The sequence below is a fragment of the Micromonospora sp. WMMA1947 genome, from assembly GCF_027497355.1.
Lineage (GTDB): Bacteria > Actinomycetota > Actinomycetes > Mycobacteriales > Micromonosporaceae > Micromonospora.
In genome coordinates this window covers 3,088,797-3,104,167 of the sequence record NZ_CP114909.1, presented here as the reverse complement: position 1 = coordinate 3,104,167, position 15,371 = coordinate 3,088,797, and the positions used below count along the sequence as shown (strand labels likewise).

At 73.3% G+C, this 15,371-nt stretch carries 12 protein-coding genes; 5 read left to right on the top strand and 7 right to left on the bottom strand.

Going from position 1 to position 15,371, the window contains the following annotated elements; all coding sequences use genetic code 11:
- Positions 1 to 77: 77 nt before the first annotated feature.
- The 4 genes from ccrA (at position 78) to O7604_RS14870 (ending at position 6,637) form a co-directional block, all read left to right on the top strand.
- Positions 78 to 1,433 (top strand): crotonyl-CoA carboxylase/reductase, encoded by a 1,356-nt coding sequence (gene ccrA, locus O7604_RS14885; protein WP_269707010.1) that lies wholly within the window; start codon positions 78 to 80, stop codon positions 1,431 to 1,433.
- Positions 1,434 to 1,696: 263 nt separating this feature from the next.
- Entirely contained in the window at positions 1,697 to 2,947 is a 1,251-nt protein-coding gene (locus O7604_RS14880) for a DivIVA domain-containing protein (protein WP_269704386.1), read from the top strand.
- 172 nt (positions 2,948 to 3,119) lie between these two features.
- Positions 3,120 to 5,177, top strand: coding sequence for a hypothetical protein (locus tag O7604_RS14875; protein ID WP_269704385.1), 2,058 nt, complete (start codon positions 3,120 to 3,122; stop codon positions 5,175 to 5,177).
- A 209-nt stretch (positions 5,178 to 5,386) separates the two neighbouring features.
- A complete protein-coding gene (locus O7604_RS14870; RefSeq protein WP_281579896.1) occupies positions 5,387 to 6,637 on the top strand; it encodes an AI-2E family transporter in 1,251 nt (416 codons plus the stop codon).
- 4 nt (positions 6,638 to 6,641) lie between these two features.
- Here O7604_RS14870 and O7604_RS14865 read toward each other — a convergent pair whose 3' ends face one another.
- The 7 genes from O7604_RS14865 to O7604_RS14835 all read right to left on the bottom strand — a co-directional run bounded on the left by O7604_RS14865 (position 6,642) and on the right by O7604_RS14835 (position 13,640).
- A complete protein-coding gene (locus tag O7604_RS14865) occupies positions 6,642 to 7,451 on the bottom strand; it encodes an alpha/beta hydrolase (RefSeq protein ID WP_269704383.1) in 810 nt (269 codons plus the stop codon).
- Between the two features lie 67 nt (positions 7,452 to 7,518).
- Complete coding sequence (locus tag O7604_RS14860) at positions 7,519 to 7,851, bottom strand: hypothetical protein (RefSeq protein ID WP_269704382.1); 333 nt, start codon at positions 7,849 to 7,851, stop codon at positions 7,519 to 7,521.
- A gap of 61 nt (positions 7,852 to 7,912) precedes the next feature.
- Positions 7,913 to 8,956 (bottom strand): hypothetical protein, encoded by a 1,044-nt coding sequence (locus O7604_RS14855; RefSeq protein ID WP_281579895.1) that lies wholly within the window; start codon positions 8,954 to 8,956, stop codon positions 7,913 to 7,915.
- Entirely contained in the window at positions 8,953 to 9,447 is a 495-nt protein-coding gene (locus O7604_RS14850) for a SigE family RNA polymerase sigma factor (protein WP_281579894.1), read from the bottom strand. Before O7604_RS14850 ends, O7604_RS14855 begins: the two co-directional genes overlap by 4 nt.
- 41 nt (positions 9,448 to 9,488) lie before the next feature.
- Entirely contained in the window at positions 9,489 to 11,279 is a 1,791-nt protein-coding gene (locus O7604_RS14845; protein ID WP_269704380.1) for a 3-hydroxybutyryl-CoA dehydrogenase, read from the bottom strand.
- A 123-nt stretch (positions 11,280 to 11,402) separates the two neighbouring features.
- Positions 11,403 to 12,467: an alpha/beta hydrolase gene (locus O7604_RS14840; RefSeq protein WP_281579893.1), complete on the bottom strand. Its 1,065-nt coding sequence runs from the start codon at positions 12,465 to 12,467 to the stop codon at positions 11,403 to 11,405.
- A gap of 726 nt (positions 12,468 to 13,193) precedes the next feature.
- Complete coding sequence (locus O7604_RS14835) at positions 13,194 to 13,640, bottom strand: FHA domain-containing protein (RefSeq protein ID WP_269704378.1); 447 nt, start codon at positions 13,638 to 13,640, stop codon at positions 13,194 to 13,196.
- Between the two features lie 219 nt (positions 13,641 to 13,859).
- Here O7604_RS14835 and O7604_RS14830 point away from each other — a divergent pair, with 219 nt between their 5' ends.
- Entirely contained in the window at positions 13,860 to 15,362 is a 1,503-nt protein-coding gene (locus tag O7604_RS14830) for an aldehyde dehydrogenase family protein (protein WP_281579892.1), read from the top strand.
- Positions 15,363 to 15,371: the final 9 nt, after the last annotated feature.

Below are 15,371 nucleotides of genomic sequence, written 5' to 3'. Positions count from 1 at the left end.
CGGTCCCGCCGCACCGGCGCCGACGATGGCAGCACCCCTGCCCGCGTCGTGCGGGTGTGGACAAACGGGAGGTCACCGTGCAGGACATCCTCGAAGCGATCATGGCGGCGGAGGGTTCGTCGCAGCCGGAGCGGGAGCTCGCCGGCCTCGCCGGCCTGCCCGTGCCGGAGAGCTACCGGGGCGTGGTGGTGCGCGCCGAGGACACCCGCATGTTCGAGGGCATGGCCACCCGCGACAAGGACCCGCGCAAGGCGCTGCACGTGCAGGAGGTGCCCACCCCCGAGCTGGGCCCGGGTGAGGCGCTCGTCGCGGTGATGGCCAGCGCGATCAACTACAACACGGTGTGGACCAGCATCTTCGAGCCGCTGCCCACGTTCAAGTTCCTCCAGCGCTACGGCCGGCTCTCCGAGCTGACCCGCCGCCACGACCTGCCGTATCACGTGGTCGGCTCGGACGCCGCGGGCGTGGTGCTGCGCACCGGGCCCGGCGTGACCAAGTGGAAGGCCGGCGACGAGGTGGTCGCGCACTGCCTCTCGGTCGAGCTGGAGGACTCCGCCGGCCACGACGACACGATGCTGGACCCGCAGCAGCGGATCTGGGGCTTCGAGACCAACTTCGGCGGCCTGGCCGAGCTGGCGATCGTCAAGGCCAACCAGCTGATGCCGAAGCCGCGCCACCTCAGCTGGGAGGAGGCGGCCAGCCCGGGGCTGGTCAACTCCACCGCGTACCGGCAGCTCGTCTCGCACCACGGCGCGAACATGAAGCAGGGCGACGTGGTGCTGATCTGGGGCGCGTCCGGCGGCCTCGGCGGGTACGCCACCCAGATGGCCCTCAACGGCGGCGCGATCCCGGTCTGCGTGGTCTCCTCGCCGGAGAAGGCCGAGCTGTGCCGCAAGATGGGCGCCGAGCTGGTCATCGACCGCACCGCCGAGGGGTTCACGTTCTGGAAGGACGAGCAGACCCAGGACCAGGACGAGTGGCGCCGCTTCGGTGAGCGCATCCGCGAGCTGACCGGCGGCGAGGACCCGGACATCGTCTTCGAGCACCCGGGCCGGGAGACGTTCGGCGCCAGCGTCTACGTCGCCAAGAAGGGCGGCACGATCGTCACCTGCGCCTCCACCAGCGGCTACATGCACCAGTACGACAACCGCTACCTGTGGATGCACCTCAAGCGCATCGTCGGCAGCCACTTCGCCAACTACCACGAGGCGTGGCAGGCCAACCGGCTGGTCGCGCTCGGCAAGGTGCACCCGACCGTGTCGAAGACCTACGCGCTGGAGCAGACCGGCCAGGCCGCGTACGAGGTGCACCGCAACGCGCACCAGGGCAAGGTGGGCGTGCGGTGCCTCGCCCCCGCCGACGGGCTCGGCGTCCGCGACACCGAGATGCGTTCGCGCCACGAAAGCGCCATCAACCGGTTCCGCGGTCACTGACCGTACGGTTGTCCCGGATTGCCTTTCCGGCCGAGCGGGGCACCATTCGATCGACGTACGCACAAAGGGCCGCGGGTTCCGACCCGCGGCCCTTTGTGCGCCGCCTTCCCCGCAGAAGCCCGACCCGCCCGACCCGCCCGGGAGCTGCCAAGATCGCCTATTGGTCCGGTCTCGCCGGCCGACCGAGTTGACCATGTAAACAGGACGCGAAAGGTGCCGACCGCTCTTGCGAACCACCCTGGGGCGTCTGCCAGTATGTCCCAATGCCCCAGCAGCAGTCCTCCCCTCTTGCGTTCTTCGATAACGCGAACTCACAGCCCGATTTCACCGTTGGCCTGCGTGGTTACAACACCAACCAGGTCGACGACTTCATCGGCCGCCTCAGCGCCGCCCTGAGCCAGTCCGAGCAGGCCCGCGCCGAGGCCGAGCAGCGGATGAACGACGCGCAGCGCCGCCTGCGGCAGGCCGAGCAGCGCCAGAGCGCGCTCGAGCAGAAGCTCACCGAGACCAACAAGCAGCTCGAGGAGAACAGCCGGCCGACCCTGTCCGGCCTGGGCACTCGCGTCGAGCAGATCCTGCGGCTGGCCGAGGAGCAGGCGAACGACCACCGCAACGAGGCCAAGCGCGAGTCGGAGGGCATCCTCTCCGCCGCCCGCCTCGAGGCGCGCGAGATCACCGACAAGGCCCGCGCCGAGGCCGCCGCCATGAAGGCCACCGCCGAGCGCGAGGCCGGCAGCGTCCGTACCGCCGCCGAGCGGGAGGCCGCCGAGGTCCGGGTGCAGGCCCGCCGCGAGGCCGACACGCTGCGCGCCGACGCCGACCGGGAGACCAAGCAGCTGCGTACGGTCACCGCGCACGAGGTGGCCGAGCTGAAGTCGACGGTCGAGCGGGAGGTCGCCACGCTGCGCGCCACCGCCGAGCGGGAGATCACCCAGCAGCGGGCCAAGGCCGCCCGGGAGGCCGAGGAGAAGCGGGCCGAGGCGACCAAGCTGCTCACCGACGCGCGCGACAAGCGCGACAAGGATCTCCAGGCCCTGGAGCTCCAGCTCGCCGAGCGGCGGGAGAAGGCCGAGCGCGAGGAGTCGGAGCGGCACGCCGCCCAGGTCTCGCAGACCCAGAAGCTGGTCAACGAGGCCGAGCAGCGGGCCCGCGCGGCGCAGGAGCGCGCCAAGGAGATCGAGCAGCGGGCCGAGGCCCGCCGGGTCGAGTCCGAGCGCACCGCGAACGAGACCGTCGACAAGGCCAAGGCCCTGGCCGACAAGACCCTCAACGAGGCGCGCGCCGAGGCGCAGCGGGTGCTCAACGAGGCCCGCACCGAGGCCGAGCTGACCACCCAGGCGGCCCGCCGCGAGGTCGAGGACCTGACCCGCCAGAAGGACGCGGTCACCTCGCAGCTCGGGCAGATGCTGTCCGGCCTGGCCGGCATCGTGCCGGGCGTGCCGGCCGGCGGCAAGGCCGAGGCGCCGAAGGCCGACGCCTCCGGGCAGAAGGTGACGGCCGAGTCGGCCGGCTGACCGTTACACCCGCTGTCGGGGGCATGAGCCACGGCGCGGGGTGACGCCGGGTGACCGGTGTCGCCCCGCGCCGTCATGCTTGTGCGGCCCGTTTCGCCAGGAGGGTGAAGTAGCTCCCAGAAGGGGCGTCCGTATCGCCCCCGCAGACCCGGATGCGTGTGAGGATGGGGTCATGTCGCACGGCGAGGAACTGTTCGCGCTCGGCGGGGACGTGACGACGGAGCCCAGCTTCGAGTCCGCCCTGCGGGGGTACGAGAAACGACAGGTCGACCGCTACGTCGCTCGCGCGGAGCACGAGATCGCGGCGTTGACCACCGAGCGCGAACAGGCGTACACCCAGATCCACAAGCTGGCCGGTCAGGTCGAGGTGCTCCAGCGCGACCTGGCCCAGGTGCGCAAGCAGGCGGCGGTGGTGGACCGGGCGTCGTTCCGCCACCTGGGTCCGCGCGTCGAGCAGATCCTCACCATGGCCGAGGAGCAGGCCGACGACATCCTGGCCGCCGCCAACGAGGAGATCGAGGCCCGCCGCGCCGCCGCCGAGCACATCGTCGAGGAGGCCCGGGAGCAGGCCGCCCAGGCGCTGAAGGACTTCGAGATCGCGCTGGCCGCCCGCCGGGCCGAGGAGGAGCGGCACACCGCCGCCCGCAAGGCCGAGGCCGAGGCCACCCTCAAGGCCGCCAAGGACGAGTCCGCGAACCTGCGCAAGGCCGCGCAGGACGAGTCGACGAAGCTGCGGACGGCCGCCCAGGACGAGGCCGAGAAGCTGCGCCGGACCGCCCAGGACGCGCTGGCGAAGGCCCAGCAGGAGGCCACCCAGCTCCGCGACACCGCCAAGGAGATCCACGCCCGGGCCCAGCAGGAGGCCGCCCGGCTGCGCGAGGCGGCCAAGGAGGCGCTGGCGAAGGCCCAGCAGGAGGCGAACCAGCTCCGCGAGGCCGCCAAGGAGGTGCACGCCAAGGGCCAGCAGGAGGCCAAGCGGCTCACCGACGCCGCCGCCGAGGCCGGCCGGGCCACGCACGCCAAGGCGCTGGCCGAGGCCAAGAAGATCGTGGACGACGCGGAGGAGGCCGCCAAGGCCACCCGCGGCCGGGCCCGCACCGAAGCCAACCGGCTCACCACCGAGGCCGCCGAGGCCGGCAAGCGCAACCGCGCCGAGGTCGAGGCGTACGTGCAGCGCATGCGCACCGAGACCGAGGCGTACGTGCAGCAGGCCCGCGCCCAGACCCAGCAGGAGCTGGGCGCGTGGCGGGCCGGGGTGGAGAAGGAGGTCACCGAGCGGCGGGACAGCGCGGAGAAGGAGCTGGCCCAGCGCCGGGCCGCCGCCGAGCAGGAGTTCGCCAAGCGCCGCGACGAGCTGGACAAGCAGCACGCCAAGCGGCAGGAGGAACTGGAGCAGGCGTACACCACGCGGCGCGACGAGATCGAGCGCACCGCCGCCGGCGTCCGGGAGGCCGCCGAGGCCGACGCGCTGAGCATGCGGCAGCAGGCCGAGCTGGAGGCCGCCGAGCTGCTGCGCCGCGCCGAGGCGGACGCCACCGCGCAGCGCCGCAAGGCCGACGAGCACGTCGCGGCCTCGCGCCGCCAGTTCGAGGAGTACGCGGCCACGACCCAGCAGCACCTCGCCACCACCCAGCAGCACCTGGCCTCGACCCAGCAGGAGGTGGCCGCCGGCCGGCAGCAGCTCGCCGGCGTGATGCTGGAGATCGCCAAGGCCCAGCAGGAGCTGGCCGACCTGCGTACCGAGACGTGGAAGTCGCGGCAGGAGTCCGACGACCTGCAGCGCCGGCTCACCGACCTGCGGCGCGACGCCGACTCGGCCGGAATCGCGGCCACCCCTGTCGACCCGGACGAGCTCGCCACCGCCGCCTCCGGCCGGGGCACCGACGACGGCGACGAGCCCGCAGACGCCCCGGTCGGCAGCGGTGCGCCGGTGGCAGCGAAGGGTGCCGCCGCTCCCGTCCCCGATGGCGCCGCAGCGGCGAAGGGCGACGCCGCGCCGGCGGAGGCGGGCAAGGCGAAGCCGGTCGGCGAACCGGTCACCACCATGGACTCCCCCGCCGGCGCGGGCGTGGACGGTGAGCCCACGGTGGCCGCCGTGCCGGGCGAGGGCGGCCGGGGCGCCACCCCGACGAAGATCACCAGCACCGGCGAGAACGGCAAGCGCCCGACCAAGCCGACCACCGACGAGCGCAGCGCCAAGCCCAGCACGGTGACCGTCGACAAGGACTGATCCACCGCCTCCGGATGCCGCCACTTCGCCGAAGTGGCGGCATCCGGCCCGCCCGGACCACGCCACTCCCCGACCCGCCGGACGGCTGAGGCGGCGGGTAGCGGTGATGGTATGGCCCAGGGCGGGCGGTGGCGACTACCCTCCGGGCAGAGGGCCGCGCGGCGGCCGTGGACGTCACCGGCGGGCGAGCCGGGCAGCGGGGAGGCACGGTGTCGCAGGAGGGATCCGCCGCCCGGGACGACGAGGCCGCGGACGGAAACACCTCCGGCTCCTCCACCGGCGCGGCGAAGCCCGCGAACGACACCACGCGCACCGCGAACGAGACCACGCGCACCGCGGGGCACCCGCGGACCGGCACGGACACGAGCAGCGAGCGGCCGACCGAGGTCGAGCCGGGCGAGTTCGAGCCGAGCGGGCGCTTCGGCGTACCGGGACGCCCGCTGCGGCGCAGCGCCTTCCTGGTCGGGTTCACCGGCGCGCTCGGCGTGCTGCTCGCGTACGCGTTGTTCCTGGGCATCCGCAACGCCGCCGGCATCCTGGTGCTCGTGGTGATCGCGCTGTTCCTCGCGGTCGGCCTGCACCCGGCGGTGGTCCGGCTGCGCAAGTGGGGCCTGCCGCGCGGGCTGGCGGTGGCGGTGGTGACGCTGACCCTGCTGCTGCTGATCGTCGCCGGGCTGCTGGCGCTGGTACCGCCGGTGGTGACCCAGTCCGGCCAGTTCGTCCAGCAGTTGCCCGGGTACGTCGAGGAGCTGCGCCGCAACCCCACCGTCAACGACCTGGTGATCCGGTACGACGTGATGGAACGGGTCCAGGCGGCGGCGAACGCGGACACGATCGGGCGGGCGCTCGGCGGTGTGCTCGGCGGCGCGCAGCTGATCTTCGGGACGATCTTCCGCCTGCTCACCGTGCTGGTGCTGACGATCTACTTCCTGGCGTACTTCGACAAGATGCGCGAACTCGGGTACGCGATGGCGCCGCGCTCGCGCCGGGAGCGGGTCCGGCTGATCGGCGACGAGATCCTGACCCGGGTCGGCGCCTACATGGTCGGGGCACTGGCCATCGCGGTGCTGGCCGGGGTGAGCACGTTCGTGTTCGCGCTGGCGGTCGGCCTGCCGTACCCGTTCGCCCTGGCCGTGGTGGTCGCGGTGACCGACCTGATCCCGCAGATCGGCGCGACGCTCGGCGCGGTGGTGGTCACGCTCGTCGGGCTCGCCACCGACCTGCCCGTGGGCATCGCCTGCCTGGTGTTCTTCGTGCTCTACCAGCAGGTGGAGAACTACCTGATCTATCCGAAGATCATGCGCCGGGCGGTCGCGGTCAACGAGGTGGCGGCGTTGCTCGCCGCGCTGCTCGGGGTGGCGCTGCTGGGCGTCGTCGGCGCGCTCATCGCGATCCCCACGGTGGCCGCGTTGCAGCTGATCCTGCGCGAGGTGGTGCTACCGCGCCAGGACGCCCGCTGAGCCGTTACTCGGCGCGTCGCTGGGCCGGGCCGGGCACCGGGGTGTCCGCGAACGCGGCGACGGTGCGGTCGGCGTACGCGCTGACGTCGCCGGTCTCCATCGGGCCGTCCCAGGTGGTCGGCAGCGGCAGCGGTACGCCGGGGGCGACCCGCCGGACGATCTCGTCCAGTACCTTCTCCGCGTCGCCGACCCAGAGGTGCTTGGCGCCGTCCACGCCCACCACCTCGGCCTGCGGCACGGCGGCGAAGCGCTCCCGGGCCTCCTCCGGGCGCAGGTAGTCGTCGAACTCGGGGACCAGCGCGGTGAGCGGCTTGCCCGTCTCGGCCCAGACCGCCAGGTCCTCCGGAGCGGAGTAGCGCAGCGGCGGGGAGAGCAGGATCGCGCCGGCCACCGCCGGGTCGCAGCCGTACTTCAGCGCCAGGTCGGTGCCGAACGACCACCCGACCAGCCAGATGTTCGGCAGCTCGTGGAACTCGGCGTACTCGATCGCGGCGGCCACGTCGAACTTCTCGCCGACCGCGCCGTCGAACGCGCCCTCGCTGGTGCCGCGGACGCTGCTGGTGCCTCGGGTGTTGAACCGGAGCACGGCCAGGCCGGCCATCGCGGGCAGCCGCCACGCCGCCTTGCGGAACACGTGGCTGTCCATCATCCCGCCGTGCGTGGGCAGCGGGTGCAGGCAGACCAGTGTGGCGGCCGGTTCGCGGTCCAGCGGCCGGGCCAACTCGCCGACGAGCGTCAGCCCGTCGGCGGTGTGCAGCTCGATGTCCTCCCGGCGGCCGGGCAGGATCGACGACGCGCGAATCGGAGTGCTCACGTCTTCCAGTCTCCCGTGTCGGCGGCCCCGCCGCCCAGTGGGACGGGAACCTGGTGATCCAGATCGCTCAGCCGTAGCGCGGGGCGCCCCGGCCGCGCTGGAGGTTCGGCCCGCGCCGGTCCCGGGCCCGCCAGCAGCCGGAGTGCCAGTGGCGGCGATCCGTCAGGTCACCCCGGTCGTCGGCCGGCCAGGCCACCAGGTGCGCCACGCCGGGGCGGATCTCCTGGTCACAGCCGGGACAGCGGTACGTCTTGACCGACGCGCCGCCGCTGATCGCGCGTATCTGCCACTCGCCGTCGCGCCACTGCTGCACGGTCGGCACGCCGTGGCGGGCACGCTCGGCGTCCACGGCGGCGATGTCGTCCCGGCGAGGGCGGTTGCGACGGGGGCTCACGGTCACCAAGCGTACGGTCCGCCGGCCGGACCGGCCCGGGTCGGGCGGCCGGTCGGCGGACGACCGCTCAGTCCCAGGTCTCCGGACGGGTCGGGTCCGGCGCCACCTGTACGCCACCCAGCACGAGCGCCGCGTCGCGTTCGTCGAACCCGTTGTGCGGCCAGCCGTACTCGGCGAGCAGGTGCGCCTTCGGCAGACCGAGCAGCTCGATCCGGCCGTATGCGGCGTAGAGGCGCGCGGGCCGCCCGTTGATCTCCATGTTGGCGCCCGCAGTCGAGGTCGACGCCTCGGCCGCGTACCGGTAGGAGACGGCCATCTCCTGGGTGACGGGGCCGGTGATGACGAACCGAGCGGTCACCAGCCGCGGGAAACCGCTCACGTCGACCCGGCAGCCCACGACGCGGGCCCCGTCCGGCAGGCTCGTGGGGCGGACGGGGGCGCCACACCGGCGGGCCTCGTTCAGCCGCAGCGCCTCCACCGCGGTGGTCAGCGCCGTGTCCGGCTGGCCCGACGTACTTGCCCGCGCGTACAGGCCGGGCACCGGCTTCCACTGCCGCACCCGGATCGTCAGCCCGTCAACGGTCAGGCCGCTGGTGCTGCCGTCGAACGCCGCCTCCTCGGCGAACACGCTGACGTCGAAGGGCACCCCCTCGGCGGTGTACTGCCGTAGCGATTCGGCCGAGCGCGCCAGCTCTACCGTGACGATCCGCCCGCCGCCGACGTCCAGCCGGATGCTCTCCACGTCCCGCCATGTCTCCCAGCGCAGGTAGCGGGCCCGGGTGGTGTCGACGCCGAAGTGCAGCACCCCGGTGTCGGTGTCGACGGCCTCCGGCGCGGCCGCCGCTCCCGGCTCGGCCCGCATCACCGGTGGCACCGGCCCGGATCCGACGGCCGGACCGGTGAACGGCCGGTCCACGCCCGGCAGGCCAGGGACGACGGCCAAGCCGCCGAGCAGCGCGACCAGGGCGAGCCCTCCACCGAGCACCGACCGACGACGGCGTAGCCGACGGCGGCCACCCGCCACCGCCCGGGCGGTCAGCCGGTCGATGTCCACGGCGTCCTCGGTGTGCTCCCGCAACACCGAGGTGATCCGCTGGTCGAGGTCGGTCACGGCCGGCTCCCCTTGGTCATCGGGACGCCGCAGCGCTCCCGGAGGTGGGCGAGCGCCCGCATCGCGTGGGTGCGGACGGTGACCGGGGAGCAGTCGAGGATCTGGGCGATCGTGGCGTCGTCCAGATCCTCGTAGTAGCGCAGCACCAGCACGGTGCGCTGGCGGTCCGGGAGGGCACGGATCATCCGCCCCATCTCGTCCCGATCGGCCGCCTCGCCGCTCAGGTCGCCGCGTTCGGGCCGGTCGGCGAACGTGTCGATCGCCAGCTCACGGCTGGATCGCCGCCGCCACCAGGACGTGTTCGCGTTGACGAGCATCCGGCGCACGTACACGTCGGGCCGGTCGGCCCGGGCGATCTTCCGCCAGTGCACGTACGCGCGCGCCAGCACGTCCTGGGTCAGGTCCTCGGCCCGGTGCGCGTCACCGGTGAGCAGCCGGGCCAGACGCAACAGAGCCGGGCCGCGGCTGCCGACGTACTCCTCGAAGGTCACACCCCGAAGGCGCCGTCACCGGGCCCGGCTGTTGACAGCGGTCAGCGCCGGGTGTGGTCGCGGAACCCGCGGCCGGACTTGCGGCCCAGGTAGCCGGCCGTGACCAGGTGCTCCAGCAGCGGCGCCGGGGCGAAGCCGGGCTCGCGCAGCTCCAGGTACAGCTCCCGCTGGATGGCCAGCGAGACGTCCAGGCCGACCACGTCGAGCAGCTCGAACGGGCCCATCGGGTAGCCGCAGCCGAGCTTCATCGCGTAGTCGATGTCGTCGGCGGTCGAGTAGCTGGCCTCCAGCATCTTCACCGCGTCGTTCAGGTACGGGAACAGCAGCGCGTTGACGATGAAGCCGGACCGGTCGCCGCAGACCACGCCGGTCTTGCCGAGCTTCGCGCAGACCGCGCGGGCCGTGGCCGACGTCTCGCCGGAGGTGCGGATGGTCTGCACGATCTCCACCAGCGGCATGATCGGCGCCGGGTTGAAGAAGTGCAGGCCGACCACGTCGGCGGGACGCTGGGTCGCCATCGCCACGTCGATCACCGGCAGCGACGAGGTGGTGGTGGCGAGCACGACGCCCGGCTTGCAGATCTCGTCGAGGCTGGCGAACAGCGCCTTCTTGACGCTCAGCTCCTCGATCACGGCCTCGACCACCAGGTCGACGTCGGCCAGGTGCTCCAGCGTCGCGGACCAGGTGATCCGGCCGAGCGCGTCGTCCCGGTCGGTCTCGCTGAGCTTGCCCCGCACCACGCCCTTGTTCAGCGAGGTCTTGACCGCCTCGCAGACCTTCGCGGACTTCTCCGCGCCCCGGGTCACCGAGATGACCTCGTACCCGGCCTTGGCGAACACCTCGATGATGCCGGTGGCCATGGTGCCGGAGCCGACCACGCCGACCTTCGCGATGGCGCGGGCGCCGTCGGCGAGCGCGGCGTCCGCGGCGAGCGGCGTGTACTCGTCGGGTACGACCTTCGGCGAACCCGGCCGCTCGTAGGTGTAGAAGCCGCGACCCGACTTCCGGCCCAGCAGACCGGCGGTGACCATCTGCTTGAGCAGCGGGGCCGGGGCGTGCCGGCGGTCCCGGCCACCGCGCCGGTACATCGTGTCGAGGATCTCGTACGCGGTGTCCAGGCCGATCAGGTCCATCAGCGCCAGCGGGCCCATCGGCAGGCCGCAGCCGAGCTTCATGGCGGCGTCGATGTCCTCGCGGGTGGCGTAGCGGGCCTCGAACATGCCGACCGCGTGGTTCAGGTAGCCGAACAGCAGCGCGTTGGCGATGAAGCCGGCCCGGTCGCTGATCGTCACGTCGACCTTGCCGAGCCGCTCGCAGAGCGCCTCCACGTCGGCGACCACGTCGGCGGAGGTGACGACCGTGCGGACCACCTCGACCAGCTTCATCACCGGGGCCGGGTTGAAGAAGTGGATGCCGATGACCTGGTTGGGCCGCGTGGTGGCGACGGAGATCTCGGTGACGCTCAGCGAGGACGTGTTGGTGGCCAGAATCGCCTCGGGCTTGCAGACCCGGTCCAGCTCGGCGAAGATCCGCTGCTTGAGGTCCAGGTGCTCGGGCACCGCCTCGATCACCAGGTCCACGTCGTGCAGCGCGTCCAGCCCGACCCGGAAGTCGACCCGCGCCAGCAGGGCGTCCCGCTCGGCCTCGGCGAGCTTGCCCTTGGCGACGGCCCGGTCGGTGGAGCCGGTGAGCGTGACCCGGCCGCGCTCCAGCGCCGCGTCGGAGATCTCCACGGCTGTGACGTCGAGGCCGTTGCGGGCGAACACCTCCACGATGCCGGCACCCATGGTGCCCAGACCCACCACGCCCACCCTGGTGAACTCCCGCGCCACGACCGGCCTCCCCTGGCTCGACTCCGCCGTCCGCGACATGAACGGCCGCTAAGGTTATGCGCCGGAGTCTGCCACGTGACGCTGGGTTGTCGAGACGCCGTGGGATATTTCACGCACCGCGCCTCACCCGGTGGCGTTCTCCCCCACCAGCGCCAGCAGCTCGGCGACGAACTCGGTCGGCCGTTCCAGGTGCGGGCTGTGCCCGCAGCCCGGCAGCACCACCTCGCGGTACGTCCCGCCGGCCGCCGCGTACCGGTCCAGCACCGCGCGGGTCTGCCCCACCATCGGCTGCGGCGGGCACTGGGCCTCGCCCGGCCAGCCGGGCACCACACCGAGCTGACCGAGGTACGCCAGGTCGAACAGCGAGGTGTCCGAGACGATCACGTCGGCGTCGCCGCGTACCCAGGTCACCGGCGGCTTGACCGGCACGGCGACCAGCTCGTCGGCGAGCCGGAAGTGGGCCGGGGCCAGCGCGTTGAGCACGCCGCGCGGCCCGGCGGCGGTCCCCGGCCAGTGCGGCGAGGCCACAGCGGTGCCCGGGTAGTTGTCGTCCCCGGTGGCGGTGGTCAGCATGCTCTCCAGCAGCAGGTCCTCGTCGTCGCCCAGGGACGCCGGGTCGGCCACGTACGCGGCACGCAGCACCGCGCGCGGGCTGGTCGGGCCGTCCGCGCTCCGGTCACCGGCGGCGAGCCGGGCTACGAAGTCCGGGTTCGCGCCACCGGCGCCGGTGCCGGCGAAGTCGGGCGTGGTCGGAGTGCCGTCGAGGTCCCGGGTGCCGCCGAAGCCGTACGGGGACACCGGCGCCTCCAGCAGCAGCCCTGCGACCCGCTCCGGGTGGCCGACGAGCAGCCGCATCGCCACGCCGCCGCCCAGCGAGTGCCCCGCCACCACCGGCCGGGCGCCGGGCGCGAACAGCCCCGGGACGGCCAGCAGCGCGGCCACGTCGTCGGCGAAGTCGTCCAGCCCTCGGGTCGCGTCGACGGGCGCGGTGTCGGTCTCGCCGTAGCCGCGCAGGTCGGGGGCGACCACCCGCAGCGTCTCCGGCAGCCGGGCCAGCAGCGGTTCCCAGAACGCGGAGGAGGAGACGTTGCCGTGCACCAGCAGCACCGGTACGCCGTCCGGTGGACCGGCCACGCGGACCGCCTGGGTGATGCCGTTGGCCTGGACCATGTGCCGTGCGCTGCGCATCCGCGCATGCTGACACGCACGCCCGCCCCCGGTCCATGTGCCCCACAGACACAGCAGGCCCCCCGGAGATGGCGCACGCCCCCGCCGGCCCCCGCCCCCGCCCCCGCCGCGCCCCACCCCCGCCGCGCCCGCGCCCGCGCCAACCGCGTCGATCATGAAGTTGGCGGCGTTCTGCGTCCGATTTGTCGCCGCCAACTTCATGATCGACGGGACCTGGGAGCGCCAGCCCGCCCGGCCCGCCCGTCCGCCGGCCCCATCGCTGGTCGGCCGGCGGCCCATCACCCGCGGTGATCAAGGAGTTTGTGTCGCCGCACCAGGCTTTTCCGTACCCAAACTCCTTGATCACCGGCCCGTCGGAGGGCTCGTCGGCGATTCCGGTCGCCGCTCGCGTCACGGCGGTGATCAAGGAGTTTGCGTCACCGCGGGAGCTGTTTCCGTACCCAAACTCCTTGATCACCGCGAGTGGGCGGGCCGGGGAGGGGCGCTGGGGAGGCCGGCGGGTGGCGGGGCGCGCGCTCCTGCGCCGCCGGACTGGGCGCGCGAGCGGCGCGCGGCCGGGGTCAGCGCGGACGCGAGGGCTCAGCGAGCAACGGGAATCAGCGCCCGTCGAGGGCTCAGGGTGGCCTCGACGGCCCAGCGGGTGCCGGTGGGCAGCAGCCGTGGAGGAATCAACCTGCCCTCGACGCCCATCGGGCGGATGCCGGGAATCAGCGAGGGCCGGGGCCGCTAGCTGACGTCGGCCGGCTGCGCCTCGCGCGCCTCGATCGGCTGGCGCGGCCCGGGGACGGGCAGCGGCAGGGTGGGGCGCTGGTCGCGGCGCAGCGCGCCGAAGCTCATCCCGACCGGGTCGGTCCGGGCCACGCCCGGGTCGTAGAGACGCAGGTCGGTGCGGCCCAGCCGGACCACGTCGCCGTCGGCGATCGCCACGCTGCCGGTGACCCGGGTGTCGTTGAGCCAGGTGCCGTTGGTCGAGCCGAGGTCGGTGAGCAGCACCCCTTCCGGGGTGGCCCGGACGGTGGCGTGCCGCCGGCTCAGGTGCGGGTCGGCGAGCACGATGTCGGCGGTCGGCGCCCGGCCGATCACCTGCGCGTCCTGGCCGACCCGGAACGTGAGCCCTCGCATCGCCCCGCCGGACACCGTCAGCAACGGCATCAGCTCAGGATGCTCCTCCATGGACAGTCGACCTCCACCCCACATCGCCCCGCGGCGTCAGCCTGCCACCTCACCGTAGTGGCTTGCACCACCGCGCGGTCACCCCCGTGACCCCGGCCGGTCATCTCCCGTTCGCCGTTTCGGACGGCATCTCCGTCGATGCGACGGGCTGATCGTCCGCGCAGCGTACGACGCATTCGACACCTACCGGCGAGTAATCCTCGGGTCTAGACTTCGGCCATGACCGCTGTTCATGTGCCGGGCGCCCCGCTCATCTCCGAGGGTCTACTGGTGTCGACCAGCCCGGCCACCGGCGCCGAGGCGGGCCGATTCCCGCTGGCCGCCGAGGCGGACGTGCGTGCCGCCGTCGACCGCGCCCGGGAGGCCGGCGACTGGTGGGCCGGGCTCGGCTTCGCCGGCCGGAGGGCCCGCCTGCAGCGCTGGCGCGGCGTGCTCGCGCGGCGGATCGAGGAACTGGCCGACCTGATGCACACCGAGGGCGGCAAGCCGGTCGGCGACGCCGTGGTGGAGATCCTCACCGCGCTGGAGCACATCGACTGGGCGGCCCGCAACGCGCAGCGGGTGCTCGGGCCGCGCCGGGTCCGTTCCCGGCTGGTCCTCGCCGAGTTCAGCGGCCACCTGGAATACCAGCCGTACGGCGTGGTCGGAGTGATCGGCCCGTGGAACTACCCGGTCTTCACGCCGATCGGCTCCGCCGCGTACGCGCTCGCGGCCGGCAACGCCGTGGTGTTCAAGCCGAGCGAGTACACCCCGGCGGTCGGCCAGTGGCTGGTCGACAGGTTCGCCGAGGTGGTGCCGGAGCAGCTGGTGTTCCAGGTGGTGCACGGGTTCGGCGCGGTCGGCGCGGCGCTGTGCCGCTCCGGGGTCGGCAAGGTCGCCTTCACCGGCTCGACCGCCACCGCGAAGCGTGTGATGGCCGCCTGCGCCGAGACGCTCACCCCGGTGCTGCTGGAGGCCGGCGGCAAGGACGCGATGATCGTGGACAGCGACGCCGACCTGGACGCCGCGGCGGAGGCGTGCGTGTGGGGCGGGATGACGAACGCCGGCCAGACGTGCATCGGCATCGAGCGGGTCTACGCGGTCGACCAGGTCTTCGACGCGTTCGTGGAGAAGGTGGTGGCGAAGGCCGGGCGGCTCACAGTGGGCGCCGACGGGTCCGACCTCGGCCCGATCACCATGCCGTCGCAGATCGACATCATCCGGCGGCACATCGACGACGCGGTCAGCCGCGGCGGCCGGGCGGTACTGGGCGGGCCGGAGGCGGTCCAGCCGCCGTACGTGCATCCGACGGTGCTCGTCGACGTGCCGGAGGACTCGGCCGCCGTGCGGGAGGAGACGTTCGGCCCGACGCTCGTGGTCAACCGGGTCCGCGACGTGGACGAGGCGGTCGAGCGGGCCAACGCGCTGCCGTACGGTCTCGGGGGTTCGGTTTTCGGCCGGGTGCGGGCGGTGGCGGTGGCGCGGCGGCTGCGTTCCGGGATGGCCTCGGTCAACTCGGCGTTGACCTTCGCCGGCATGTCCACGCTGCCGTTCGGCGGCACCGGCGAGTCCGGCATCGGCCGCATCCACGGCGAGGAGGGGCTGCGGGAGTTCGGCCGGCCCAAGTCGGTCACCCGCCGCCGGGCCCGGTCGCTGCTGCCGGCCATGACGTTCGAGCGCACCCCGGCCGACGTCGCCCGGATCATCAAGATCGCCAAGCTGATGTACGGCCGGGGCCGCTGAGGCAGCGCC